This is a genomic window from Silicimonas lutimaris, assembly GCF_047314965.1.
GTDB lineage: Bacteria > Pseudomonadota > Alphaproteobacteria > Rhodobacterales > Rhodobacteraceae > JAVJUV01.
This window is the reverse complement of sequence record NZ_JBLBVK010000039.1, coordinates 73,775-96,770: the sequence shown is the minus strand read 5'-3', so window position 1 is coordinate 96,770 and position 22,996 is coordinate 73,775. Positions and strand designations below refer to the sequence as shown.

Sequence of the window (22,996 nt, the reverse complement as noted above, 5' to 3'; positions counted from 1 at the left end):
TGTCAGTCTTCGAAAAACCTGGCCCGGGCGGAAACGCCCGGGTTTTTTCTTTTGTGCGACATGCAGAAAAAGACGCGGCCCGCCTCGATCGAAGGCGGGCCGCCCGGTCATTGCCGGCCGCGGTCATCGGCTTCCCAGCCTGCACCGCCGGATAGCTTGTGTTCCGGCAAAGTTAACCGAAGGTTATTGTTGGCCCGAAAATATCCCCAGGGGGTCCGGGGGAGCAGCGCTCCCCCGGCTGGTCGACGCCGAAGGCGGCGATGGCTCAGCCGGCCACCAGCCCCATCTGTTCCAGTTTCAGAAGCACCTGGTGGGCGCAGTGATCTACCTCGACATTCTCGGTGTCGAGACGGATCTCCGGGCTCTCGGGCACGTCGTAGGGGTCGGAGATTCCGGTGAACTCCTTGATCTTGCCTTCCCGCGCAAGCCTGTAGAGCCCCTTTCGGTCGCGGCGTTCGCATTCCTCCAGCGAGGTCGCGACGTGAACCTCGACAAAGGCACCGTAGGCCTCGATCTCTTCTCGGACCGCGCGGCGCGTCACGGCATAGGGCGCGATGGGCGCGCAGATCGCGATGCCGCCGTTCTTCGTGATCTCGGACGCCACATAGCCGATCCGGCGGATGTTCAGGTCGCGGTGCTCTTTCGAGAACCCAAGTTCCGAGGAGAGGTTCTTGCGGACGATGTCGCCGTCCAGCAGCGTGACCGGACGGTCGCCCAATTCCATCAGCTTGGTCATCAGCGCGTTTGCGATCGTCGATTTTCCCGAGCCCGACAAGCCGGTGAAGAATACCGTGAAGCCCTGCTGCGAGCGTGGCGGATACCGGCGGCGCAGTTCCGATACGACCTCGGGGAAGGAGAACCACTCGGGAATCTCCAGACCCTCGCGCAGGCGGCGGCGCAGTTCGGTTCCCGAAATGTTCAGAACGGTCGCACCGTCGATTACCTCGTCGGCAGGCTCGTATTGCGCGCGTTCCTGCACATAGACCATCTGTTTGAAATCGACCATCTCGATGCCGATCTCGTCCTGATGCTGCGCGAAGAGCTCCTGGGCATCGTAGGGGCCGTAGAAATCCTCGCCCATGGAATTCTTGCCGGGGCCGGCGTGGTCGCGGCCGACGATCATGTGGGTGCAGCCGTGGTTGCGGCGGATGATCCCGTGCCAGACGGCCTCACGGGGGCCGGCCATGCGCATCGCCAGGTTCAGAAGGCTCATTGTGGTTGTTGCGGCCGGGTACTTGTCCAGAACCGCCTCATAGCAGCGCACCCGGGTGAAGTGATCGACATCGCCGGGTTTCGTCAGCCCGACGACGGGATGGATCAGAAGGTTGGCCTCGGCTTCCTTCGCGGCGCGGAAGGTCAATTCCTGGTGCGCGCGGTGCAGCGGATTCCGTGTCTGGAAGGCGACGACGCGGCGCCAGCCAAGCTTGCGGAAATACGCGCGCAACTCGTTCGGCGTGTCGCGGCGCATCTTGAAATCATAGTGCACCGGCTGCTGGATGCCGGTCACCGGGCCGCCGAGATACACCTTGCCTGCCACGTTGTGCAGGTAGTTCACCGCAGGGTGCGCACTGTCGTCCGCTCCGAAGACCTTTTCGGCCTCGCGCGCCTTGTCGGGCGTCCAGCGGTCGGTGACCGTCATCGTGGCGAGGATAACGCCTTCCTGATCGCGGAGCGCGATATCCTGACCCAGTTCCAGACCGTCGGCGAAGGCCTCGGACACGTCCAGGGTCACCGGGATCGGCCAGAGGGAGCCGTCCGAAAGGCGCATGTTTTCCACGACGCCATTGTAGTCCGCTTCGCTGTGAAAGCCCTTCAGCGGGAAGAAGCCGCCATTCATCAGCAGTTCAAGATCACATATCTGGCGTTGCGAGAGATCCCAGGAAGGGAGGTCGCCGGCCTCGGCCTTGAGTTTCTGCGCGCTTTCGTAGGAAACGAACAGTTCGGGAACGGGGACGTGATTGGGAATCTGCATGGACAGTCGACGATTTCTCAGGGTTACAAGAATTTTCGGCGCATAGACCTGCAGCCTGCAATTTGCAAGGCCGGTTCGGGGAATGTCTTGGAACGATTTCTCATAGTAGCTGTGACTATTGCGAAAATTAACTTAGGACCCTGTTGGAGCAAGACCAAGGCATCAAGGAACATGAAAAAGCCGGGAAATTTGCCTGATTTTCTGTCTGTCACATGCGCTTGCTCAGAAGGTAGTTGTTGTTCGCCTCGTAGCGGCTCCAGGTCTGGTCGATTCCGTAGCCCCTGGATTCCGCCCAGGCTTTGAAGAGGGTGTCGTTCGCCTTGTCCACTTCCACCAGCAAAACTGGTTGATGGGCGGCAATGATTGTCTCAAGCCCTGAAAGCACCTGCATTTCCATGCCCTCGACATCGATCTTGATGAAATCCGGCGCAATCCCGGCAAAGAGCGCGTCCCCCGTATGGGTGGCAATGTCGCCCTGATCGGGGATCATCCGGGCGGCACCAAGATTGGCCCGCCGCTGTTCCATCGCGAATCCCTCTGCAGCCGCGTCGGACAGACCGACGCCGAGGAAGCCGAGTTCGACCAACTCCCGAAGACCGTTGACCAGCACGTTGGCGATCAGAAGCCTGTAGACCTGCGGATTGGGTTCGATTGGAATGACACGCGCTGCATCGAGATGCATGGCAAAGAACAGCGTGTGGTTTCCGGTGTTCGCGCCGATGTCCAATATCACGGCTTTCGGTTTCACCACCCCGCGCAGGTGTTCCAGCTCAGGTCTTTCGTAGAACTTCCCGCGCCTGTGATGCCGCTGGATCGGATCTCTCTCGAAATCGACGCAGAAGGTCACGTGTTTCCCCGCGATCTGGCATGCGATCAGATCGATCTGCCTCGTTTCCAGCGGCTCTCCGCGATCCAGCTTGTCCAGAATGTTCTGGACGTCCGGCGTCATTCGGCGGCGTCGGCCGTCACGTCTCCGGCATCCTGTTCGGCCAGAAAACGCTCGGCTTCGAGTGCTGCCATGCAACCCATGCCCGCCGATGTAACCGCCTGCCGGTAGACGTGATCGGTGATGTCGCCGGCGGCAAACACACCGGGGATCGAGGTGGCGGTGGAATCGGGCTTTGTCACCACATATCCGCCGTGGTGCAGTTCCAGCTGATCCTTCACCAGTTCGGAGGCGGGTGCGTGACCGATGGCGACGAAGAAGCCCTTGCAGGGAACCTCGGTGATTTCGCCCGTCTTTACGTTCTTGGCGCGCACGCCTTCTACGCCAAGCGGGTTTTCCGCGCCGATCACTTCCTCGACCGCATGATCCCACATGATCTCGACCTTGGGGTTGTTGAACAGCCTGTGCTGAAGGATCTTTTCGGCGCGTAGTTCGTCGCGACGATGGATCAGGGTGACCTTGGAGGCGAAGTTGGTCAGGAACAGCGCCTCTTCGACCGCGGTGTTGCCGCCGCCGATCACGACGACCTCCTGGCCGCGATAGAAGAAGCCGTCACAGGTGGCGCAGGCCGAGACGCCGAAGCCCTTGAATTTCTCTTCGGACGGCAAGCCGAGCCACTTGGCCTGCGCGCCGGTCGCGAGGATCAGCGCATCGCAAGTATAGACGGTGCCCGAGTCGCCCTGGGCGGTGAACGGCCGCTTCGACAGGTCGAGCGTCTGGATGTGGTCGGAGATGATCTCGGTGCCGACACTGCGCGCATGGGCTTCCATTCGGGCCATCAGGTCGGGGCCCTGCACTTCGATGTCGCCGGGCCAGTTCTCGACCTCGGTGGTGATGGTCAACTGGCCGCCCGGCTGAATGCCCTGAACGAGGACGGGTTCCAGCATGGCGCGGCTGGCATAAACGGCGGCTGTATATCCGGCGGGGCCGGAGCCGATGATCAATACTTTCACGTGCCTGGTCTCGGCCATGTAATCCCCCTCGGTTCATTCGCTTTTCATATATGCCGATAGGCGAGGGATCGAAAGACCCTGTTCGGAGTTGCTTGCCGGCAGGTCATGCAATGTTCTAGAGACCGGGTGATTGCCGGTCCGATAGGGCGAACCAAATGAATTTGAGAACTTTGCTCTGCGCCATATTCCTGGCGCTGCCCTGGTCTGCGATCGCGCAGGATACCTTCACCGTCAGCACGATCGAGCGAAAGCCGTTCAGTTTCAAGACAGAAACGGGCTGGGCCGGTTTCAGCATCGACCTTCTGGCAGAGGTCGGCGCGCGCATGGGTTGGGAATACAACTACGTCGAGCACGACACGTTCGTCAGCCTGCTGGACTCGGTTCGCGGGCTTCAGGCCGATATGGCCGCGGCCAATATCTCGATCACGTCGGCGCGCGAGATGGACATGGATTTCTCGCAGCCGATCTTTGATGCGGGCCTGATCGTGCTGACGCCGATCGGCGGAGGGGCGAACATCTTTTCGATTCTGTTCAGTCGCGATCTCTTGTTGTGGGTCGGTGGCGCGATCCTGTTGCTTTTGGGTGCGGGCGCGCTGATCTCGCGGTTCGAAGGTCGGCGGGACCATGTCGAAGATCACGACTACGACGACGGGAAGATCGGCAGCGTGGGCGAGGGCATCTGGTGGGCCGTCAACGTGGTGACGCAGGCGGGGTTCGAGATTTCATCTCCCAAGACCCGCAGCGGGCGGCTTCTAGCCTTTTCGCTGATCCTGACCGGGCTGTTCGCCGTTTCAGCCTTCGTGGCGCAGATCACCGCATCGCTGACCGTCAGCGAGCTGTCGTCGCAGGTGGACGGATACAACGATCTCCACGGCAAGCGGGTGGGCACCACGGGCGGCTCGACCTCGGCGCAGTTCCTGGACGAGGTGCGGATAGCCTATATCGGCTATCCCACACTGAAAGAGATGTTCGGGGCTCTGGAGGCGGGTGAGCTGGACGCGGTCGTCCATGACGCGCCGATCCTGGCCTATTACGCGGCCCATGACGGGAATGGGCGGTTCGAACTGGCGGGGCGCATCTTCAAGCCCGAGAAATACGGAATCGCGATGATCGCGGGGCACCGGGCCAAGGAAGAACTGAACCAGACGATCCTGCAGTTGCGCGAGGAAGGGACCTATGAGCAACTGGTCGTCAAGTGGTTCGGAGCCGACTACTGACGCACCCCGAAGCCCATCCGTGAGACGCCCGACGTTTTCTTTTGTTGCGCATTCGTGCAATATTCTTGCGCGCACTTTTGCTTCAAAATAAGATTAGAAAAAATCAAACAGGGAGCGACGAATGCCAAGCCACAAGCTGGATGCGATCGACCGGAAGATCCTGGCCGAATTGCAGGCCGACGGACGGATGACGAACGTGGAGTTGGCCAGTCGCGTGGGCATCTCGGCGCCGCCTTGTTTGCGCCGCGTGCGCACGCTGGAAGAGCAGGGCTATATCAAGGGGTATCACGCCTCGGTCAATGCCCGGTCGCTGGGGTTCGAGGTGCAGGTCTTCGCCATGGTCGGGCTGCAGAGCCAGGCCGAGGTGGACCTGTCGGCGTTCGAGGCCAAGTGCCGCGCGTGGCCGCTTGTGCGCGAGTGCCACATGCTGAACGGTGAGGTGGATTTCATTCTGAAATGCGTGGCGCCCGACTTGTCGACCTTCCAGCGATTCCTGACTGAGGAACTGACAGCCGCGCCGAACGTGGTCGGCGTAAAGACCTCGCTTGTGATCAGGGGCGCCAAGGATGAGCCCGGCGTCCCCTTCGATGTGCTGGAGGCGCGTCTGGACGCGACCGCCTGACCGGCCTCAGTACATGGCGTAGACGTCGTCGCGCGTGAGACGCGGTGCCGACAGCCGGCCGAAATCCCGGATCGTCGAGATATGCGGGAAGAAGCTGAGGAAATGCGCCATCATTTCTTCCGATAGTGACAGCGGCGTTTCCGGGCCGGGGTGATAGGTTTCCACTTCGAGACCTGCCGCGAGGATCGTGGCGTGATCTTCGCACGCCAGATGATAGACGCGTGTCGCGGAGACAGGGGTGACCTCGATTACCGAGTGACCGTCGGCAAGCGCCGAAAGCGGGATCAGGGCCGCGTCCGTGCCAAGGCTTGCGCGAACCTTCGGATCGCGATCGAGGCGGCGGGCGTGGGGGCCGAAGGTCTGATCCTGAACAGGGCGTCCAAGTCCAAAGGCATCGGGCATGACGCGATAGAGGCGGTCAGGCTCGTCGCCAAGCGTGGGGCCGTTCGGGACGATCATGATCGAGCCCTTCCAGAGCAGCTGCGAAACGCGGCCGTTGGCGCATTCCAGGTGCATGCCGGGTACAAGGTCTTCGACGGCGACCGGACCTTCGGTGGTCTGGATCAGCACGCCATGAGTGAAAGCGCCGAACGCTTTTTCGAAAACGGGAAGTGCAGGAGCCACATGCGTGGCGTCCATGACCGCATTGCCTTCGAGCCACTCGACTTCGAAGCGGCGCGTCAGGCGCGCGGACTGAAGCTGCGGTGCCGGACGGCTGGCTCGGCGGACGGTCCAGGGCTGTTCCGTGCGAAGGCCGGTGGATGTTGCGCGGGAATAGCTGGGTAGGTTCGGCGAAGAAAAGTTCATGCGTCTTACCTTCTTTACTGCAGAGGACGATCCCGACGCATCAGGACGGCCTCTTGGTTACTGGTACTTGCGTGCCTCCGCTCCGATGAGGCAGGCCAACGAATTCAAGCTCGCACGGAGACGGGTTTTTCCGACCGCGTTTTCGCTTTGCCTGTAGCAGTCATCTGCCGCCCAAACGGCAGTGGGCCGCGTTCCTGCATGGCCGCCTTGATGACGCTTTGCATCCATCGTGGCTTCTGCTTCATGGCGAACATCCCTTCTCGCAAACCGGGGCGGTTTCTGTCCCCGGTGATCAGAGAATGATCAATCTTTGGGGCGAGGGCATGACGGATTCGGGGAAATGTCGGACCGCTTTCGCGACCAAGTTCTCGCCGAGTGGTGTCAATTCAAAGGCGGATCACGGAGATCAGGCGACCGTAATCGGCCTCCTTGTTGTGGACGCTGCGTCGATATGAATAGAAGCGTTCGGGTTCCGAATACGTGCAGCGCCTGATCCATTCCACATCGGCGATCCCGGCCGTTCTCAGGCGGTTCAGGCTATAGCCGACCAGGTCGAAGTGATACCGGTCGCCGGTTCCGTTGGCAAAGAAACGGGCGCTTTCGGGGTCTTCGGCCAGAAAGGTCTCCAGGAATTCGGGCCCGACCTCATAGGCCTGCTGGCTGATCGTCGGACCTATGGCGGCAACGATCCGCGCGCGGTCGGCGCCGAGTTCTTCCATCCGTTCCAACGTCGCTTCGAGCACGCCGCCCAGAGCGCCTTTCCAGCCGGCGTGTGCGGCTCCGATGACTCCGGCCTCGGGATCCGAGAACAGGACCGGCTGACAGTCAGCCGTCAGAACGCCAAGCGCGAGACCGGGTGTCGCCGTTACCATGGCATCGGCTTTCACAGTGCCCGGTTCGGGCGGAGAGTCCAGCGTCAGCGCATCCGCGGAATGAACCTGGTAGATCGTCGCGAGATCCTCGGGCGAAACATCCATCGCGTCGGCGACGCGGTGGCGGTTGATCCTGACGATCTCGGACTGGTCGGACGAGCCAAGCCCGCAGTTGAGCCCATGGAACACGCCAGACGATGCACCTCCGCGCCGCGTGAAGAACCCGTGGCGGACAGGTGATAGAAGCTCCGATGTCAGGATTTCCAGTGTCATGGTGCGAAGCCCGGGGGCAGAGGCGAATCCTTTTGATGAAGTGCCATGGCCTTGAACAGGGTTCCCATTTCATCGGGGTGCGTCAAGCGGCGGTGCGCGGCGACGTGGTTTTCCAGCGCATCGCCCGACAGGGAACGCGCGAGGGACTGGGCGCGCTGAGTGATCCCGAGGCGTTCAAGAAACACGCCCTGAGGAGTGAGCCGCGTTGCGAGGGCCGGGGAAGCGGCCCGCGCCAGCGCCTCGAAATCCACATGCGCGGTCAGGTCCGCGCTGCCGGGGTCCTCCAGAACGGGAACCGCCCCGTGATCGCGTACGGCCTGAAGCGTATCGCCCAGTGAACGCCAGTCGCCATAGTCGACGATCAGCGCCACGCCACCGAAGGCGGCGATCCGCTGGCCGATCGCGGCAGCCACGCTCAGCGCGGCAGCGCAATGCTCGACGATGTCTCCGGGTCGCGTGTCGTCGGCCCGGTCCTCTGCGAAAGGCGGGTGGAGCGGGGCAGACAGGCCCAGCGTCAGCTCTTTGTCGCGAAGCCCGATAACGCGTTCCCGCCAGCCTTCGTCGTCGCGTTGGAACTGCCGGATCGGCAAGGCGTCTAAGAACTCGTTGGCGATCAGAAACAGCGGTCCATCCGGCACCGTGTCGAACGAGTCATGGTGGGTGAGCGCACAGCCGGTGGTCTGCTGTTGGCGTTGACGAAGCACGGGAGAGGCCTCGACCAGGTGCAGATCGAGCCCGGCGTGGAACCCCGGCACGCCTGCGGTCGCCCGCAGGAGGTCGGCCATCAGCGTCCCGCGACCCGGTCCCAGCTCGACCAGACGGAAGGGGATGGGTGATCCGAGATCGATCCAGCACTGCGCGAGAAAAAGGCCTGCAAGCTCTCCGAACATCTGGCTGATTTCGGGCGCGGTGGTGAAATCACCGCTCTGTCCCAGAGGGTCACGGGTCGTGTAATAGCCGTATCGTGGATGGGTGAGGCACTCGGCCATGTAATCGGCAACGGTCAGAGGTCCGTTGGCGCCGATGCGCGCCGCGAGTTCTTCCGTCAACGGCATCAGCCCGACCGCCGTCTGGCGACGACAAGGAGCGCGACGCCGACGACCAGCATGGGCAGGGACAGAAGCTGGCCCTGTTGCAGGCCCCACTCTCCGAAGCGGATCACATGGCCGAAGGGGTTTTCGGCCGAAATGAACTGCGCATCGGCCTGGCGGTAGAACTCGACGATGAAGCGGGATAGCCCATAGCCGGCGAGGAAGGTGCCGCAGATGGCTCCGGGGCTTCGCAGCCATCCGCGCGCGAAGGCCAGCCAGATCAGCAGAATACCCAGAACCAGTCCTTCGAGGCCAGCTTCGTAAAGCTGCGACGGATGGCGGGCGCACAGGCCCTCGACACCCGGGCAGTCCTGGGCGCGGGCGCCGGGGAAGATCACGCCCCATGGCACATCGGTCGGGCGGCCCCACAATTCGGCGTTTATGAAATTGGCCACTCGCCCGAGCATCAGTCCGGGAGGGGTGGCCAGCGCGAGGGCGTCCGCCAGCGAGCCGATGGGGATGGCTCTGCGCCATGCGAAGATGAGGCCCGTGACCACGACGCCAAGGAAGCCGCCATGGAAGGACATCCCGCCTTCCCAGACCCGCAGGATCGCGATGGGGTCGTCCCAGAAACTGCCCTGCCCATAGAAAAGGACATAGCCCATGCGCCCGCCGAGAATGACGCCGATGATCATCCAGGTCAGCAGGTCGTCGAGCGTGTCGCGGTTCATCGGTGCGGCGTCGTTTCTCCAGAGGGAAGGACGACTGATGGCGCGGCGGATCAGCAGGTAGCCAATATAGATGCCGACGATATACGCCAGCGCATACCAGCGGATCGGCAGGGTGGTGAAGCCCAGCGGGATCTCGACCAGTGTCGGCGAGATATCGGGGAATGGGATCGCGAACAGCATCGCGCTTGTCGTGGCAGTGTGCCGCGGCGGCGTCAACCTTGCGCAGCGGGTTTCGACCGCCATATAGAGGGGGACCGAGACGAAAGGTGGCCCGATGCAGACCCGCAACAAGATTTTTGACGACATCTCGCAGCTGATGACCAACGCGATGGGTGTGGCGCAGGGCGCCAAGGACGAGGCCGAGACCGCGATGAAGGGCATGATCGACCGCTGGCTGGCCGACCGCGACTTTGTCACGCGCGAGGAATTCGATGCCGTGCGCGCCATGGCACAGAAGGCGCGAGAGGAAAACGAGGCTCTGAAGGCTCGGCTCGATGCGCTGGAGCAGGGTGGCAAGAAAGACGCCTGAGGGCGCACGCTGTCACATTTGATTCAAGAATGGGCGGTCCTTAAGACCGCCTTTTCTTTTTTCGCGTAAATCTGGGTTATCCCCAACTTTCTGCTTTACAGAGAGTCCCAAGTCGCACACCATATCTCGTAAGGACGGAGGGAAAATCCACCGGACCTAGAGCAGGCACCAAGCTGTGGTGGCCGCAAGAGCTGCCCAGCAAATAACGAGACGAGGCCGCGCATGTCGCTTTCAGAGCAGTACTTCACGACCGAAGATCTTCACCCCATCGACATCGTCGAGCACCTGGCCGAGCACCATGAATGGGATTTCGACAGGGTTGCGGACGACCAGATCGCGATGGCTGTGGAGGGCCAGTGGCGGACCTATTCGATCACGCTTGCATGGTCCCAGCACGACGAAACCCTTCGCCTTATCTGCACCTTCGAGATGGAGCCCCCGAGAGATCGGTTGGACGCTCTTTATGAAACGCTGAACGCCTCGAATGACATGTGTTGGGCGGGTGCCTTTGCCTATTGGCAGGCGCAGAAGCTCATGGTGTGGCGCTATGGCCTTGTCCTTGCAGGTGGACAATCGGCCGGCCCCGAACAGATCGACACCATGATCCGCGCGGCGGTGTTGTCGGCGGAGAGGTTCTATCCGGCGTTCCAGTTGGTGTGCTGGGGTAACGAGGCACCGGAAAAGGCGATGGAGATCGCCATGGCCGAGGCCTACGGACGGGCCTGAGGCCCGATGTTTCCCACCATCCGCGCGTAACGGCCATCCCCCCGGCCAGCGGATGTGAACGGACCGGGTCGCCCTGGGGCGGCCCGGTTTCATTTTGGGGTTTCCCTGCGGTGATATCTTTATGTCGATCCGACGCCGTACCGCGTTCGCCTTTGGAGGTGAGCCGCGCGGCCTTGGCTCGATCGATTGCCTGAAAAGGAAGCGGGGGCGCGTGACGCGCCCCCGCTCGGCAGTCCTTTGGAGCAGGCTGCTCCTTATCCGGCGAACTTCCTGATCTCACCGGACTTCAGGCGCGACAGGTAGCTGTTCATCTCTTCCTTGACGATCGGCATCAGCACGTAGAGCGCCACGATGTTGACGACCGCCATCGCGAAGATCGCCGCATCCGAGAAGTCGATCACCGGGCCAAGGTTGGCCGAGGCGCCGATGACGACGAAGACGCAGAAGATCACCTTGAAGACGATTTCCTTCGACTGGCCTTCGCCAAATAGGAAGGTCCATGCCTTGAGCCCGTAATAGGACCAGGAGATCATCGTCGAGAAGGCGAACAGGATCACCGCGATAGCCAGCACGTACTGGAACCAGCCGAAGGCCGAGGAGAACGCTGCCGAGGTCAGCGCCACGCCCTTGTTGCCATCGACGGTCTGGATGGTCGCGCCGCCTTCGTCCAGCAGGTAGAGACCCGTGGCCGGATCGGACACCAGCTGACCCGTGATGATGATCACGAGCGCCGTCATGGTGCAGATCACAACCGTATCGATGAACGGTTCCAGAAGCGAGACGAAGCCTTCGGTGATCGGCTCCTTGGTGCGGACAGCGGAGTGTGCGATCGCCGCCGATCCGACGCCGGCTTCGTTGGAGAACGCTGCACGCTTGAAGCCCTGGATGAGCGCGCCGACCATGCCGCCCGCGACTCCCAGCCCGGTGAAGGCGCCAGCGAAGATCTGACCGAAAGCCCAGCCGATCATATCGGCGTTCATCAGAATGATGATGAGTGCCGTGACCACGTAAAGGATGCCCATGAAGGGGACGACCTTCTCCGTGACCCGCGCGATGGACTTCAGGCCTCCGACGATCACGGCGAAGACGATCGCGGCAAAAACGATGCCGGTGATCCAGCCGGGATAGTCGCCGACCACGTTCGAGATCTGGGCGTGCGCCTGGTTGGCCTGGAACATGTTGCCGCCGCCGAGAGCGCCCAGAATACAGAACACCGAGAACAGGATGGCCATGAACTTGCCGGCCGGAATGCCGCGTTCTTCGAAGCCCTTGGTCATGTAGTACATCGGACCGCCCGAGACCGTGCCGTCTTCGTACTCGTTCCGATATTTCACGCCCAGCGTACATTCCGTGAATTTCGAGGCCATGCCCATCAGGCCGGCCAGGATCATCCAGAACGTGGCGCCCGGTCCGCCGATGCCGACGGCCACGGCCACGCCGGCGATATTACCAAGGCCGACCGTGCCCGAAAGCGCCGTTGCGAGAGCCTGGAAATGGCTGACCTCACCGGCGTCGTTGGGGTCGGAGTAATCGCCCTTCACGAGCGAGATGGAATGTGGAAACGCGCGGAACTGGATGAAACCGAAATATAGCGTGAAGATGGTCGCCGCGACGACAAGCCATGCCACGATCCATGGAAACGAGGTGCCGGGGAACGGGCTGAAGATGAAGCTGACGAACCAGCCGGTGGAATTGGCGAAGATCTCGTTCACCCGCTCATCGATGGTTTGCGCCGCTGCGGGGAGCGTTGACGCGGCAAGCGCCAGCGCGGCCACGGCCGCTGTTTTCTGATTTGCGAACATATCTCTATCCCTGATTTTCATTATTGTTATGGAACGATCGTCACCGGGACAGGCGAGGCCTGTGCCAAGGTGCCTGCGACCGAGCCGAAGAGCCTTGAAGCCAGTTCGGAATGACCGGTGCGTCCGATCACGATCTGAGACGCGCCGTGGTCTTTGGCGATGGCGCAGAGCGTCTCGCCGATATGGCCATACTTGAGCGCAGTCGATGCTTCGACCCCGGCAGCCCGGACCCGTTCGAGCACGGGCGAAAGGATCGCGGTTTCGGCGCGCGCAAGCTCCTCGGTCCGGCGCTTGTGCCGTTCTTCGATCTCTTCCGGCGTCAGGAATGTATAAGGCGACCACTCGAGAACGTGGGCCACGAGAACGCGTGCTCCCTTGGCCTTCGCTTCCCCGATCGCGAAGTCCAGCGCGCGATTGCCGCTGTCGCTCGCGTCGAAGCCGACGACGATTGTTTGGGACATGATTGTCTACCCTTTCCGTGTTGTTTGCACTCTCTCGGTGCAACTCAATCGTAACGTGCGATCGGATGGAAAGGCTTCTTCATTTCCTTGATTTTCGGAAAATTTCTGAAATTAATTGGGTAAATTGGCATTTGATCAGGAAAAAATCCGATGGATAACGTAGATCGAAAGATTCTTTCTGTCCTTCAAACCGATGGCGCGATCTCGATGGCGCGCCTGTCGGAAGTGGTCGGTCTTTCAGTGTCGGCCTGCCATCGAAGGGTCAAGATTCTCGAAACCGACGGGGTCATCCAGAACTATGCCGCACGTCTCAACAGAAAGGCCCTCGGTCTCGAATTGCAGGTCTTCATCGAGGTCAAACTTGTCAGTGAGCGGCGTGACGACATGGAGGCTTTCGAAGCGGCGATCAGGGAGATGCCGGAAGTTCTGGAATGCCACCTGATTTCGGGCGAGTTCGCTTATCTTCTTCGTGTCGCGGCACGCAACACGGAGCATTACGAGAAACTCTATCGCGAGCGCCTGTCGCAGATCCCGTCGATTTCGCAGATGAAGACCTTGCTGACCCTTGGGACCGTCAAGGAATTCCGGGGATTTCACGTGGACTGAGGGCCGGTGCCCTCGCGTCCGGGAATGTGATCGGTTAAGCATCCGCGAAAGGGAGGCCCTGCCATGGATTTCGGAGATATCACCACGCGCGGTCTGGCTTTGCTGGGTTGCGGCAAGATGGGAAGCGCCATGCTGGAAGGCTGGCTGAAGGGCGGGCTTTCCCCCTCTGCGGTCTGGGTGATCGATCCGGTTCCGTCGGACTGGGTCAGGTCGCAGGGCGTGCATCTGAACGAAACGCTGCCGGAAGATCCTGCGATCATGATCGTCGCAGTGAAGCCGCAGATGATGGGCGACGCGCTGCCGCAGGTCACAGCAAAGGGTGGAGGCGCGACGGTGGTTCTGTCGATCGCCGCAGGTACCACGATCGCCACGTTCGAAGCTGCTTTCGGCGCGGGCACACCTGTCATCCGTGCCATGCCGAACACCCCGGCCGCTGTCGGACGCGGCATCACCGCGCTGATCGGGAACGATAATGTCAACGAGGATCGCCTAGCTCTGGCCGAGACCCTGCTGGGCGCGGTGGGCAAGACCGTACGTCTGGAACGCGAAGACCAGATGGACGCCGTCACCGCTGTTTCCGGATCGGGTCCAGCCTACGTTTTCCACCTGATCGAGACGCTTGCGGCAGCGGGCGAGGCCGAAGGGCTGCCCCGGGACCTGGCCATGGAGCTGGCGCTGACGACCGTTTCCGGGGCCGGCGCCCTGGCGGAGGCTTCCGCTGACAGCCCGACGCAGCTGCGGATCAATGTCACCAGCCCCAAGGGCACGACCGAAGCGGCGCTGCGCGTGTTGATGGACGAGAATGAAGGCTTTCCGACCCTGCTGAAGCGCGCCGTTCACGCGGCGGCGGAGAGGGGCAGGGAGCTTGGAAAATGACGCTATCGTTCGACGAGTTTCTCAAGGTCGACATCCGGGTGGGCCGGATCCTGCGGGCGGAACCCTTCCCCGAGGCCCGCAAGCCCGCGATCAAGGTCTGGGTCGATTTCGGGCCGGAGATCGGGGAGAAGAAGAGTTCGGCCCAGATCACCAGGCACTATTCGCCCGAGGATTTGCCGGGCCGTAAGGTTCTGGCCGTCGTCAACTTTCCACCCCGCCAGATCGGGAAGTTCATGTCGGAAGTGCTGGTTCTTGGCGTTCCGGATGAGGACGGAGAGGTCGTTCTTCTGACGCCGGACAAGGATGTCCCTGTCGGTGGACGGATGTATTGATGCCATCGCTCTTCATCACCCGCCCGCTGCCGGACGAGGTTGTCGAAGCTGCTCGCGGACACTTCTCCGTAACCGTAAGGCCCAGCACCGAACCGATGTCTCCGTCCGAATGCGTGGCAGCTCTGGAGGGGTTCGACGCGGTCCTGCCGACACTCCGGGATCCGCTGAATGCAGCGACGTTCGCAGGGGTTGCCGACTGCAGGGCCAAAATTCTCGCGAATTTCGGCGTGGGATATAATCATATCGATGTCGCGGCGGCGAAGGCGAAAGGAATGGCGGTCACCAACACGCCGGGCGCCGTGACGGACGCGACGGCAGACATCGCCATGACGCTGATCCTGATGACCTGCCGCCGGGCCGGCGAGGGAGAACGTATGGTCCGCGCGGGCGTGTGGACGGGTTGGCACCCGACACAGCTTCTCGGCATGCACGTCACGGGCAGGACCCTTGGGATCGTGGGCATGGGACGGATCGGCAAGGCCATCGCCCGCCGCGCCGCGCTGGGCTTTGGCATGAAGGTCGTCTTCTACAACCGGTCCTGGGTCGACGACGTGGGCGTGGCGTCGCAGCAGATGGACACCCTCCAAGATGTCTGCCGTGCCGCCGATATTCTTGTCGTTGCGGTGCCGGCAACGCCGGAAACGCACCACATCATCGACGAAGCGGTGCTCTCGGAGATGCAGCCGCATGCGGTTCTGGTGAACATTGCCCGCGGCGACGTGGTGGATCAAACGGCTCTCATCGCCGCACTGGAAGGGAACCGGATTGGTGGCGCAGGTCTTGATGTCTATGAATTCGAGCCCGACGTGCCGATAGCGCTCAGGGCCATGGAGAACGTGACCCTGCTGCCGCATCTCGGAACCTCCTGCCACGAAGTACGGGTCGGAATGGGCCTGATGGCGGTCGAAAACCTTGTCGCATGGGCAGAGGGCCGGCCCCTGCCAAACCCGGTCTAGCGTTCCGAGACCCGGGCGGACAGCGTGAAGACCAGCGCGGCGATCGCGATGCAGGAGAGCCAGAGCGCGGTAAAGCCGAACCCCTCGGCGATGAACCCCAGCACGGGCGGGCTGAGCAGATAGCCGAGATAGGCGATGGACGTCACCGCGGCCAGCGCAGGGCCGCTGCCCTGGCCGTTGTTCCGCGTGGCGACGGCCCGGAAGACGGCCGGCTCCACCGGACCCACCCCCGCGCCCGCGATGAAGAACGCCAGAAGCGTCAGCGGCAAGGGACCGCCGGCGGCGATCCCGGCGAAACCGACGGCCGCTGCGATCGCCGCCAGTCGAACAGTCGGCATCGCGCGCAGGCTGTGCTCGACCGCGTGGGCCAGAAGCCGTCCGGCGGAAAGGCCAAGCGTAAAGGCCGCGGGAGCGAGACCGGCAAGAAACGGGGTGCCCTCGCGGACACGTTCCACGAAGATGGCGGCCCAACCCTGCGACGCGGCTTCGTTGAAGGCACCTGCTGCGGCGATGACCGCAAGAAGCAGAAGCGCGCCCCGAAGCGGTGCGGGTTCGGGCTTTGCCTCTTTCGGGGCGGGGGCGACATGTCCCCCCGCGCGCAGTTCCAGCAGGGCTGCGAGGACGAGTGCGGCGGTGACAAGGCTGAAGATCAGCCCAAGCGACGCGCCCTGACCGCGTGCCCAGCCGGTGACGGCGGCGGAGGCTAGGCTGGCGGCGGGAAAAAGCGCGTGCGTCCTGTTGAAGAGTCGCGCGCCGGTGTCGCGTTCTACGCGGGCGGTGCGGTTGTTGAGCGAGATATCCAGGGCCCCGGACGCGCCGCCGGTGATCGCGAAGGCGACCAGCAAGCCGGCAAGACCGGGCAGAACCGGCAAGAGCAGCGTCCCGACGGCGAACGCCGCCATGGCCGATGGAATGGCGACGGGTTCGATGCGGGCGAGATAGCGCCCGAAGACCCGCATCACCGGCAGGGCCACGAGCGCCATGACACCCAGTGCAAGGCCGAATGCCGCGTCGGAAAGGCCGGCCCGGGCCTGCAGCGCGGGAAAGGACGCCGCCGCCGCACCCCAGAATATGCCCGCGGCGCCATAGCAGGCAAAAAGCGAAAAGATCTGCAGTCGGGGACCTTGGGTCATGTGCTGGTATCGCCCACCGCTTCGCGCCAGTGACGGCGGCAAAGACTGACATATGTTTCATTGCCGCCGATCTGGACCTGATCTCCCTCGAGAAGTGCATGACCCTCCGCATCCTGCCGGACGACCATGGTCGCCTTCTTGCCACAGAAGCAGATCGTGCGCGCCTCGCGCATTTCGTCGGCAAGCGCCAGGAGCGCCGCCGAGCCGGGGAACAATTCGCCCCTGAAATCGACGCGAAGGCCATAGCACATCACCGGGACATCGAGATCGTCGACGGCACGGGCCAGTTGCCAGACCTGCGACTTGGTCAGGAATTGCGCTTCATCCACGAAGACACAGGCGCAAGGTCCCTGCTTCAGACGCTTCGCAATCATTTCGAAGAGATCCGAGGCTTCGTCGAACATGTCGGCGCTGGCCTTCAATCCGATGCGGCTGCCGATCACGCCCGAACCCGCGCGCCCGTCGATGGCCGCGGTCAGCAGATAGGTCTGCATTCCGCGTTCGCGATAGTTGTAGGACGCCTGCAGCAGCAGCGTCGATTTGCCGGCGTTCATCGTCGAATAATGGAAATAGAGCTTTGCCATGGCAGGCGCTTAGCGCATGGGCGCGGGAGATGGAACATCCCTTGTCGCCAGGGGGGCGCTGCCCCCCTGACCCCCGGAGTATTTCCAAAAAGAAGAAGGGAAATTTTGATTCAAATCCGTTTCTTGTTTTCAGAAATACTCCGGGGAGCGGGGGGGGGAGAGCCCCTCGCATTCCTTTCCGGATCAGGCGGCAGCTTCGACCGCGCGTCGCGTCATGACGCCCACGAGGTGCGCCCGGTACTCCGGCGTGCCGTGGATGTCGCCGATCATGCCATGGGCACTGACCGACAGGCCCCTGACGGCATCGGCGGAGAACTCCGACGACAGAGCTTCCTCGGCCTCTGTCCAGCGGAAGACGCCGTCTTCCGAGGCTCCCGTGATCGCGACCCGGACGCCATCGGCGAATTTCGCGACGAATGCGCCGGTCAGAGCAAAACGCGAGGCCGGTTGCAGGAACTTTGCATAGGCCGATTTCTCGGGGATCGGGAAGTCCACGGAAATGATGATCTCCCCCTCGTCGAGCGCAGTGCTGAACATGCCCTGGAAGTAATCATCCGCCGCGATCGACCGGAGATTCGTCTTTACCGTCGCGCCCGTGCCAAGAACGGCCGACGGGTAGCAGGCGGAGGGGTCGTTGTTGGCCAGCGACCCGCCCAGGGTCCCCCTGTTGCGCACTGCGGGGTCCCCGATACCGCGGGCAAGCGCCGCCAGCCCCGGGAAATGCGCCGCCGCTTCGCGGGCGACGACGGCATGCGGTGTGGCGCCGCCGATCGACAGGGTGCCGCCGTCGCGGCAGACGCCCTGCATTTCGGGAATGCCGGTCAGCGAGACCAGCGTGGCGGGCGAGGCGAGGCGCTGCTTCATCGTCGGAATCAGCGTCTGGCCGCCACCCAGGGCCTGGGCCTCGTCGCCCTTCAGCGCGGCGACGGCCTCGTCGATGGTCGAGGGTTTGGTGAATTCGAAGTTGTACATGTCTTTCTCCTCAACCGTTCATTGCCGCCCAGACGCGCGCTGGCGTGGTCGGCATGTCGATGTGATCAACCTTGTGACCGCCCGAGTTCAGCGCGTCGATAACCGCGTTGACGAGCGCCGGGGGCGACCCGATCGCGCCGGCCTCTCCGCAGCCCTTCACGCCCAGCGGGTTGTGCGTGCAGGCTGTGACCGAAGAATGGTCCACCGAGAACATCGGTACGTCCGAGGCGCGCGGCATGGTGTAGTCCATGTAGCTGCCCGACAGGAGCTGCCCACTGTCGTCGTAGACCGCGTTCTCTACCAGCGCCTGGCCGATCCCCTGTGTAAGCCCGCCATGGACCTGTCCCTCGACGATCATCGGGTTGATGACATTGCCGAAATCGTCTGCCGCGGTGAAGGCCACGACCTCGACCTTTCCGGTGTCGGGGTCGACTTCGACCTCGCAGGCATAGGCGCCGGCGGGGTAGGTGAAGTTGGCCGGGTCGTAGAAGGCCGTTTCCTCGAGCCCCGGTTCGATCGCCTCGATCGGGAAGTCATGCGGGATGTAGGCCTTGAGCGCCACGTCGCCGAAGGGGACGTTCTTGTTGGTGCCGGGCACCGAGAAGACGCCGTCCTCGAAGTGGATGTCCTCGCCGGTGGCGTCCATCATGTGCGCCGCGATCAGCTTGGCCTTGGCGATGATCTTGTCGGTCGCCTTGACCACGGCCGAGCCGCAGACCGCGAGGCTGCGCGAGCCGTACGAGCCCATCCCGAAGGGGATCTTGGACGTGTCGCCGTGGACGATCTCGATCTTGTCCTGGTCGATGCCCAGACGGTCGGCGACGATCTGCGGGAAGGCGGTGTCGTGGCCTTGGCCGTGGCTGTGAGCGCCGACCATGACCGACACGTTGCCGGTCGCGTTCACGCGGACGGTGGCCGCGTCATAGAGGCCGACACGCGATCCAAGGACACCGATAAGGTTCGAGGGCGCGATGCCGCAGGCCTCGATATACGAGACCACGCCGAGCCCCCTGAGCTTGCCCTTTGCCTCGCTTGCCTTGCGGCGGTCGCCGAAGTGCGCGAGGTCGGCATTGCGTTCGAGGATATCCATCGTCGCGTCATAGTTGCCGGTGTCGTACTGCAGGCCGACAGGGGTGGTGTAGGGGAACTGGTCGGGCTTGATGAAGTTCTTCCGCCGGATTTCGATCGGGTCGATCCCCAGTTCGCGGGCGCATTTGTCGATGGCGCGTTCGATCGAATAGGTCGCCTCGGGTCGCCCGGCGCCGCGGTAGGCGTCGACGGGGGCCGTGTTGGTCATCACCGCCTTGAGGTTCACGTAGACGTGGGGGACCTTGTAGTTCCCCGCCATCAGCGTGCCGTGCAGGAAGGTCGGCGTCGCGGTCGAGAAGTTCGACAGGTAGGCTCCGACATTGGCATAGGTCTCGGTGCGGAAGGCGATGAAGGTGCCGTCCTTCTCGCAGGCGATCTCGATCTTGGTCGTGTGGTCACGGCCATGCGCGTCGGTCAGGAAGCTTTCCCAGCGCTCGGCAGTCCACTTGACGGGCCGGCCGATCTTCTTGGCCGCCGCCAGCACCAGGGCCTCTTCGCCATAGTGATAGATCTTGGACCCGAAGCCGCCGCCCACGTCGGGCGCGATGACGGTCAGCTTGTTCTCAGGGATGCCGAGGACGAAGGCGCAGACCAGAAGACGGGTCAAGTGCGGGTTCTGGCTGGTGGTGTAGAGCGTGTAGTCGCCCGAACCGGTGTCATAGACGCCGGTCGAGGCGCGGGGCTCCATCGCGTTCGGGATCAGGCGGTTGTTCCTGAGTTCCAGAGTGGTGACGTGGGGTGCGTTGCGGATCGCTTCGTCGGTCGTCGCGCGATTGTCCTCGATCCAGCCCCAGTCGAAGCAGATGTTGGTGCCGATCTCGTCATGGACGAGGTTCTTTGAATCGTGCGCGGCGGCCCTGGCGTCGACGACTGCGGTCACCGGCTCGATATCGGCCTCGATGGCCTCGACCGCGTCGCGGGCCTGTTGGGCGGTTTCCGCGATGACGGCGGCGTAGGCGTCACCGACGTGGCGGACCTTGCCGTGGGCGAGAACCGGGCGCTTGGGCTCCTTCATCGGCGAGCCGTCGCGCGAGTTGATCAGCCAGCCGGCGGGGTTGCCGCCGACATCCTTGAAGTCCTCGCCGGTGAAGACCGCCAGAACGCCGGGCATCTTCTCGGCTTTCGAGGTGTCGATTTTCTTGATGATGCCGGCGGCCACCTCGGAGCGGGCAAAGACGGCATAGGTCTGGCCGGCGAGGTTGATATCGTCGGTGTAGCGGCCCTTGCCGGTGATGAATTTTCTGTCCTCGCGGCGGCGGGGAGAGGTTCCGATAACGCTGTCTTTGGGCATTGTCCTTCCTCCCTTATTCCGCGGCCACGGCGGGCACGTCCTGACCGGATGCGGCCAGGATCGCCTTGACGATGTTGTGATAGCCGGTGCAGCGGCAGATATTGCCTTCGAGATAGTGACGCACCTCGGCCTCGGTCGGCTTTGGGTTCTCCTTGAGGAGCGCCGCCGCCGACATGATCATGCCGGGCGTGCAGAAACCGCATTGCAGGCCATGATATTCCTTGAAGGCTGCCTGGATCGGGTGCAGCTCGTCTCCATCCGCCATGCCCTCGATGGTAGTGACCTCGGCCCCGGCAGCGTCGGCGGCAAAGATCGTGCAGGCCTTTACGGCCTCGCCGTTCACATGCACGACGCAGGCGCCGCATTGCGACGTGTCGCAGCCGACATGGGTGCCTGTCAGGTTTAGCTGATTGCGCAGAAGATCGACGAGAAGCGTACGCCCTTCGATTTCTGCGGAGACAGATCGACCGTTCACGGTCATTGATACCGATGCCATAAGTTCCTCCCTAGAACGTAGTGTGCCGCAGCGCTGAAAATCGCCCGCGATCTTTTCTGAAATTGGGTACTGCTCTCCGGCGGCGTGTCAACGCCTCCGCGAAAATTTTTGGGAGGCCCGTGTTTCGCGTCGTTGGGATCGGCGAAGATGTGCCGACAGCGAAGCCGTTTCGAGTTTCATCTACAATTCCAAAAAAGCCGCAGGATTGAATACCTAAAGGCCCAGTCCCGCCACATTATTGGCCGATTCTGTATTTAGACCGATTTTGTCGCAGCAAGTCAGGTGGCGGTTGGACACGACAAAAACCCTTGAAATCAAGGGTTGTCCGGAAGGCCTCCTGTTCAAGAGCGAGTGAGAGACAGGAAGCGCATGGACGCGAGCCAACAACAGGTTGATGCAGGACACAGTGAGTCGTTTGCCGACGCGCTGAAGCCCGGCACCGAGCTTTTGCACGGTCAGTTCAGGATCGAGAAGTTCCTGAACGCGGGCGGCTTCGGCATGACCTATCTCGCACGCGACAGCCTGGACCGCATCGTCGTCATCAAGGAATGTTTTCCCTCGTCCATGTGTTGCCGGAACGACGGGAACGTCATGGCGCGCTCGCGCCAGCACCAGGCCGAATTCGACGCGGTCGTGAAGCACTTCGGTGCCGAGGCACGCCGGCTGTCCAAGCTGCAGCACCCGAACATCGTCGGCATTCACCAGGTCTTCGAAGACAACATGACCGCTTACATGGCACTGGACTTTGTCCGGGGCCGCGATCTGCTGGACACGATCGAAGACCCGCGGATGAAGCTTCACCCGCGCGATGTGAAAGACATCCTGCTGAAATGTCTCGAGGCCGTGCACTACATTCACACGAATGACGTGCTGCACCGCGACATCAGCCCCGACAACATCCTGATCGACGGCAAGGGCAATCCCGTGCTGATCGACTTTGGCGCGGCCAAGGAAGAGGCGACGCGGGCATCGCGCGCGCTGTCCGCTCTCCATGTCGTGAAAGACGGCTACAGCCCGCACGAGTTCTACATCGCCGGCTCGACGCAGGACGCGTCGTCGGACCTTTATTCGCTGGGCGCCACGTTCTATCACGTTCTGACGGGCATGGCGCCGCCGGACAGCCAGGCCCGGGTTTCGGCCATCGCTGCCGACCGTCCCGATCCCTACAAACCGGTTTCGGGCAAGTTTCCGCAGTTCGAGGATGCGTTCCTTCACGCGATCGACAAGGCGCTCAGCGTCTTCCCGCCGGACCGCATCCAGTCGGCGCGCGAGTGGATCGAACTCGTCGATACCGAACGCCGCCGGTCCGCCGCGATGGCGCAGGCCGAACTGGACCGCCAGATCGAACTTTCGATCTCGAAGCTGGTGCAGGAAACGAACAAGGCCGTGGAGGCCGACATCAAGGCTCAGCAGGCAAAGGCGCTGGCCGAGAAGAAAGAAGCCCAGCGTCTTCAGAAGCTGGCGGAAGAACAGGCGCGCCAGCGCAAGAAGACTTTGGACGAGCTGGCAATGCTGGATGATCAGGTCTGGCAGGAAGAACAGCAAAGAGCCCTTGAAGCAGCGTCACGCCGATCGGCGCAGAACGCACATGATGAAGTAACCGGCACACGGCGGAAGAAGCGGACGCTTCTGAGCCGTATCCTTCCCTTCGGCCTGCTGCGCGGAACGTTCCGTAGCAGTAGTCGTTCGGATTATCTCTGAGAGGCATCGAGATGAAGA

General features: G+C 62.5%; 23 protein-coding genes. 9 read left to right on the top strand and 14 right to left on the bottom strand.

Annotation, left to right across the window (positions count from 1 at the left end; all coding sequences use genetic code 11):
- Nucleotides 1–265 precede the first annotated feature (265 nt).
- The 3 genes from ACKLNI_RS05535 to trxB all read right to left on the bottom strand — a co-directional run bounded on the left by ACKLNI_RS05535 (nt 266) and on the right by trxB (nt 3,889).
- Nucleotides 266–1,972, bottom strand: coding sequence for a bifunctional sulfate adenylyltransferase/adenylylsulfate kinase (locus ACKLNI_RS05535; RefSeq protein ID WP_413718048.1), 1,707 nt, complete (start codon nt 1,970–1,972; stop codon nt 266–268).
- Nucleotides 1,973–2,180: 208 nt separating this feature from the next.
- Nucleotides 2,181–2,921, bottom strand: coding sequence for an FkbM family methyltransferase (locus ACKLNI_RS05530; protein ID WP_413718047.1), 741 nt, complete (start codon nt 2,919–2,921; stop codon nt 2,181–2,183).
- On the bottom strand, nt 2,918–3,889 hold the full coding sequence (trxB, locus tag ACKLNI_RS05525) for a thioredoxin-disulfide reductase (RefSeq protein WP_413718046.1): 972 nt from the start codon (nt 3,887–3,889) through the stop codon (nt 2,918–2,920). The genes ACKLNI_RS05530 and trxB overlap by 4 nt, the downstream gene beginning before the upstream one ends.
- Before the next feature lie 137 nt (nt 3,890–4,026).
- Here trxB and ACKLNI_RS05520 point away from each other — a divergent pair, with 137 nt between their 5' ends.
- Nucleotides 4,027–5,088 (top strand): transporter substrate-binding domain-containing protein, encoded by a 1,062-nt coding sequence (locus tag ACKLNI_RS05520; protein ID WP_413718045.1) that lies wholly within the window; start codon nt 4,027–4,029, stop codon nt 5,086–5,088.
- Between the two features lie 121 nt (nt 5,089–5,209).
- On the top strand, nt 5,210–5,710 hold the full coding sequence (locus ACKLNI_RS05515) for an Lrp/AsnC family transcriptional regulator (RefSeq protein ID WP_413718044.1): 501 nt from the start codon (nt 5,210–5,212) through the stop codon (nt 5,708–5,710).
- 6 nt (nt 5,711–5,716) lie between these two features.
- Here ACKLNI_RS05515 and ACKLNI_RS05510 read toward each other — a convergent pair whose 3' ends face one another.
- From ACKLNI_RS05510 to lgt, 4 genes are all read right to left on the bottom strand, one after another.
- A complete protein-coding gene (locus ACKLNI_RS05510; RefSeq protein ID WP_413718043.1) occupies nt 5,717–6,517 on the bottom strand; it encodes a Hint domain-containing protein in 801 nt (266 codons plus the stop codon).
- Nucleotides 6,518–6,903: 386 nt separating this feature from the next.
- The gene (gene pgeF / locus ACKLNI_RS05505) at nt 6,904–7,662 is read right to left on the bottom strand and encodes a peptidoglycan editing factor PgeF (protein WP_413718042.1); all 759 of its coding nucleotides are present in this window, start codon (nt 7,660–7,662) and stop codon (nt 6,904–6,906) included.
- Nucleotides 7,659–8,717 carry a class I SAM-dependent methyltransferase gene (locus tag ACKLNI_RS05500; RefSeq protein ID WP_413718041.1) on the bottom strand — a complete coding sequence of 353 codons (1,059 nt, stop codon included), beginning with the start codon at nt 8,715–8,717 and terminating at the stop codon, nt 7,659–7,661. Before ACKLNI_RS05500 ends, pgeF begins: the two co-directional genes overlap by 4 nt.
- Nucleotides 8,717–9,604 carry a prolipoprotein diacylglyceryl transferase gene (lgt, locus tag ACKLNI_RS05495; protein WP_413718040.1) on the bottom strand — a complete coding sequence of 296 codons (888 nt, stop codon included), beginning with the start codon at nt 9,602–9,604 and terminating at the stop codon, nt 8,717–8,719. Before lgt ends, ACKLNI_RS05500 begins: the two co-directional genes overlap by 1 nt.
- Before the next feature lie 94 nt (nt 9,605–9,698).
- On the opposite strand from lgt, the gene ACKLNI_RS05490 reads away from it, so the two are divergent.
- A complete protein-coding gene (locus ACKLNI_RS05490; protein WP_413718039.1) occupies nt 9,699–9,953 on the top strand; it encodes an accessory factor UbiK family protein in 255 nt (84 codons plus the stop codon).
- Nucleotides 9,954–10,175: 222 nt separating this feature from the next.
- Nucleotides 10,176–10,679 carry a type III secretion system chaperone family protein gene (locus ACKLNI_RS05485; protein WP_413718038.1) on the top strand — a complete coding sequence of 168 codons (504 nt, stop codon included), beginning with the start codon at nt 10,176–10,178 and terminating at the stop codon, nt 10,677–10,679.
- 254 nt (nt 10,680–10,933) lie between these two features.
- Here the strand turns inward: ACKLNI_RS05485 and ACKLNI_RS05480 are convergent, their stop codons facing one another.
- Nucleotides 10,934–12,481, bottom strand: coding sequence for an alanine/glycine:cation symporter family protein (locus ACKLNI_RS05480; protein WP_413718037.1), 1,548 nt, complete (start codon nt 12,479–12,481; stop codon nt 10,934–10,936).
- Nucleotides 12,482–12,507: 26 nt separating this feature from the next.
- A complete protein-coding gene (locus ACKLNI_RS05475) occupies nt 12,508–12,942 on the bottom strand; it encodes a universal stress protein (protein ID WP_413718036.1) in 435 nt (144 codons plus the stop codon).
- 150 nt (nt 12,943–13,092) lie between these two features.
- Here ACKLNI_RS05475 and ACKLNI_RS05470 point away from each other — a divergent pair, with 150 nt between their 5' ends.
- The 4 genes from ACKLNI_RS05470 to ACKLNI_RS05455 all read left to right on the top strand — a co-directional run bounded on the left by ACKLNI_RS05470 (nt 13,093) and on the right by ACKLNI_RS05455 (nt 15,712).
- Entirely contained in the window at nt 13,093–13,548 is a 456-nt protein-coding gene (locus tag ACKLNI_RS05470) for an Lrp/AsnC family transcriptional regulator (RefSeq protein ID WP_413718035.1), read from the top strand.
- A gap of 63 nt (nt 13,549–13,611) precedes the next feature.
- The gene (gene proC / locus ACKLNI_RS05465) at nt 13,612–14,424 is read left to right on the top strand and encodes a pyrroline-5-carboxylate reductase (RefSeq protein WP_413718034.1); all 813 of its coding nucleotides are present in this window, start codon (nt 13,612–13,614) and stop codon (nt 14,422–14,424) included.
- On the top strand, nt 14,421–14,756 hold the full coding sequence (locus ACKLNI_RS05460) for a tRNA-binding protein (protein ID WP_413718033.1): 336 nt from the start codon (nt 14,421–14,423) through the stop codon (nt 14,754–14,756). Before proC ends, ACKLNI_RS05460 begins: the two co-directional genes overlap by 4 nt.
- A complete protein-coding gene (locus ACKLNI_RS05455; RefSeq protein WP_413718032.1) occupies nt 14,756–15,712 on the top strand; it encodes a 2-hydroxyacid dehydrogenase in 957 nt (318 codons plus the stop codon). Before ACKLNI_RS05460 ends, ACKLNI_RS05455 begins: the two co-directional genes overlap by 1 nt.
- Here ACKLNI_RS05455 and ACKLNI_RS05450 read toward each other — a convergent pair.
- The 5 genes from ACKLNI_RS05450 to ACKLNI_RS05430 all read right to left on the bottom strand — a co-directional run bounded on the left by ACKLNI_RS05450 (nt 15,709) and on the right by ACKLNI_RS05430 (nt 21,277).
- Nucleotides 15,709–16,845, bottom strand: coding sequence for an MFS transporter (locus ACKLNI_RS05450; protein ID WP_413718031.1), 1,137 nt, complete (start codon nt 16,843–16,845; stop codon nt 15,709–15,711). The two genes, ACKLNI_RS05455 and ACKLNI_RS05450, sit on opposite strands and share 4 nt — an antisense overlap.
- The gene (locus ACKLNI_RS05445) at nt 16,842–17,429 is read right to left on the bottom strand and encodes a thymidine kinase (RefSeq protein WP_413718030.1); all 588 of its coding nucleotides are present in this window, start codon (nt 17,427–17,429) and stop codon (nt 16,842–16,844) included. The genes ACKLNI_RS05450 and ACKLNI_RS05445 overlap by 4 nt, the downstream gene beginning before the upstream one ends.
- Before the next feature lie 183 nt (nt 17,430–17,612).
- Nucleotides 17,613–18,401, bottom strand: coding sequence for an FAD binding domain-containing protein (locus ACKLNI_RS05440; RefSeq protein ID WP_413718029.1), 789 nt, complete (start codon nt 18,399–18,401; stop codon nt 17,613–17,615).
- A gap of 10 nt (nt 18,402–18,411) precedes the next feature.
- Entirely contained in the window at nt 18,412–20,781 is a 2,370-nt protein-coding gene (locus ACKLNI_RS05435; RefSeq protein ID WP_413718028.1) for a xanthine dehydrogenase family protein molybdopterin-binding subunit, read from the bottom strand.
- A gap of 13 nt (nt 20,782–20,794) precedes the next feature.
- Nucleotides 20,795–21,277 carry a (2Fe-2S)-binding protein gene (locus ACKLNI_RS05430; RefSeq protein ID WP_413718027.1) on the bottom strand — a complete coding sequence of 161 codons (483 nt, stop codon included), beginning with the start codon at nt 21,275–21,277 and terminating at the stop codon, nt 20,795–20,797.
- Between the two features lie 351 nt (nt 21,278–21,628).
- Between ACKLNI_RS05430 and ACKLNI_RS05425 the strand changes: the two genes are divergently transcribed.
- Nucleotides 21,629–22,978: a serine/threonine protein kinase gene (locus ACKLNI_RS05425; protein ID WP_413718026.1), complete on the top strand. Its 1,350-nt coding sequence runs from the start codon at nt 21,629–21,631 to the stop codon at nt 22,976–22,978.
- Nucleotides 22,979–22,996: the final 18 nt, after the last annotated feature.

Coding starts and splice junctions, on each gene's coding strand:
- ACKLNI_RS05535 (WP_413718048.1), bottom strand. CDS start 1,972: ATGCAGATTCCCAATCACGTCCCCGTTCCCGAACTGTTCGTTTCCTAC.
- ACKLNI_RS05530 (WP_413718047.1), bottom strand. CDS start 2,921: ATGACGCCGGACGTCCAGAACATTCTGGACAAGCTGGATCGCGGAGAG.
- trxB (WP_413718046.1), bottom strand. CDS start 3,889: ATGGCCGAGACCAGGCACGTGAAAGTATTGATCATCGGCTCCGGCCCC.
- ACKLNI_RS05520 (WP_413718045.1), top strand. CDS start 4,027: ATGAATTTGAGAACTTTGCTCTGCGCCATATTCCTGGCGCTGCCCTGG.
- ACKLNI_RS05515 (WP_413718044.1), top strand. CDS start 5,210: ATGCCAAGCCACAAGCTGGATGCGATCGACCGGAAGATCCTGGCCGAA.
- ACKLNI_RS05510 (WP_413718043.1), bottom strand. CDS start 6,517: ATGAACTTTTCTTCGCCGAACCTACCCAGCTATTCCCGCGCAACATCC.
- pgeF (WP_413718042.1), bottom strand. CDS start 7,662: ATGACACTGGAAATCCTGACATCGGAGCTTCTATCACCTGTCCGCCAC.
- ACKLNI_RS05500 (WP_413718041.1), bottom strand. CDS start 8,717: ATGCCGTTGACGGAAGAACTCGCGGCGCGCATCGGCGCCAACGGACCT.
- lgt (WP_413718040.1), bottom strand. CDS start 9,604: ATGCTGTTCGCGATCCCATTCCCCGATATCTCGCCGACACTGGTCGAG.
- ACKLNI_RS05490 (WP_413718039.1), top strand. CDS start 9,699: ATGCAGACCCGCAACAAGATTTTTGACGACATCTCGCAGCTGATGACC.
- ACKLNI_RS05485 (WP_413718038.1), top strand. CDS start 10,176: ATGTCGCTTTCAGAGCAGTACTTCACGACCGAAGATCTTCACCCCATC.
- ACKLNI_RS05480 (WP_413718037.1), bottom strand. CDS start 12,481: ATGTTCGCAAATCAGAAAACAGCGGCCGTGGCCGCGCTGGCGCTTGCC.
- ACKLNI_RS05475 (WP_413718036.1), bottom strand. CDS start 12,942: ATGTCCCAAACAATCGTCGTCGGCTTCGACGCGAGCGACAGCGGCAAT.
- ACKLNI_RS05470 (WP_413718035.1), top strand. CDS start 13,093: ATGGATAACGTAGATCGAAAGATTCTTTCTGTCCTTCAAACCGATGGC.
- proC (WP_413718034.1), top strand. CDS start 13,612: ATGGATTTCGGAGATATCACCACGCGCGGTCTGGCTTTGCTGGGTTGC.
- ACKLNI_RS05460 (WP_413718033.1), top strand. CDS start 14,421: ATGACGCTATCGTTCGACGAGTTTCTCAAGGTCGACATCCGGGTGGGC.
- ACKLNI_RS05455 (WP_413718032.1), top strand. CDS start 14,756: ATGCCATCGCTCTTCATCACCCGCCCGCTGCCGGACGAGGTTGTCGAA.
- ACKLNI_RS05450 (WP_413718031.1), bottom strand. CDS start 16,845: ATGACCCAAGGTCCCCGACTGCAGATCTTTTCGCTTTTTGCCTGCTAT.
- ACKLNI_RS05445 (WP_413718030.1), bottom strand. CDS start 17,429: ATGGCAAAGCTCTATTTCCATTATTCGACGATGAACGCCGGCAAATCG.
- ACKLNI_RS05440 (WP_413718029.1), bottom strand. CDS start 18,401: ATGTACAACTTCGAATTCACCAAACCCTCGACCATCGACGAGGCCGTC.
- ACKLNI_RS05435 (WP_413718028.1), bottom strand. CDS start 20,781: ATGCCCAAAGACAGCGTTATCGGAACCTCTCCCCGCCGCCGCGAGGAC.
- ACKLNI_RS05430 (WP_413718027.1), bottom strand. CDS start 21,277: ATGGCATCGGTATCAATGACCGTGAACGGTCGATCTGTCTCCGCAGAA.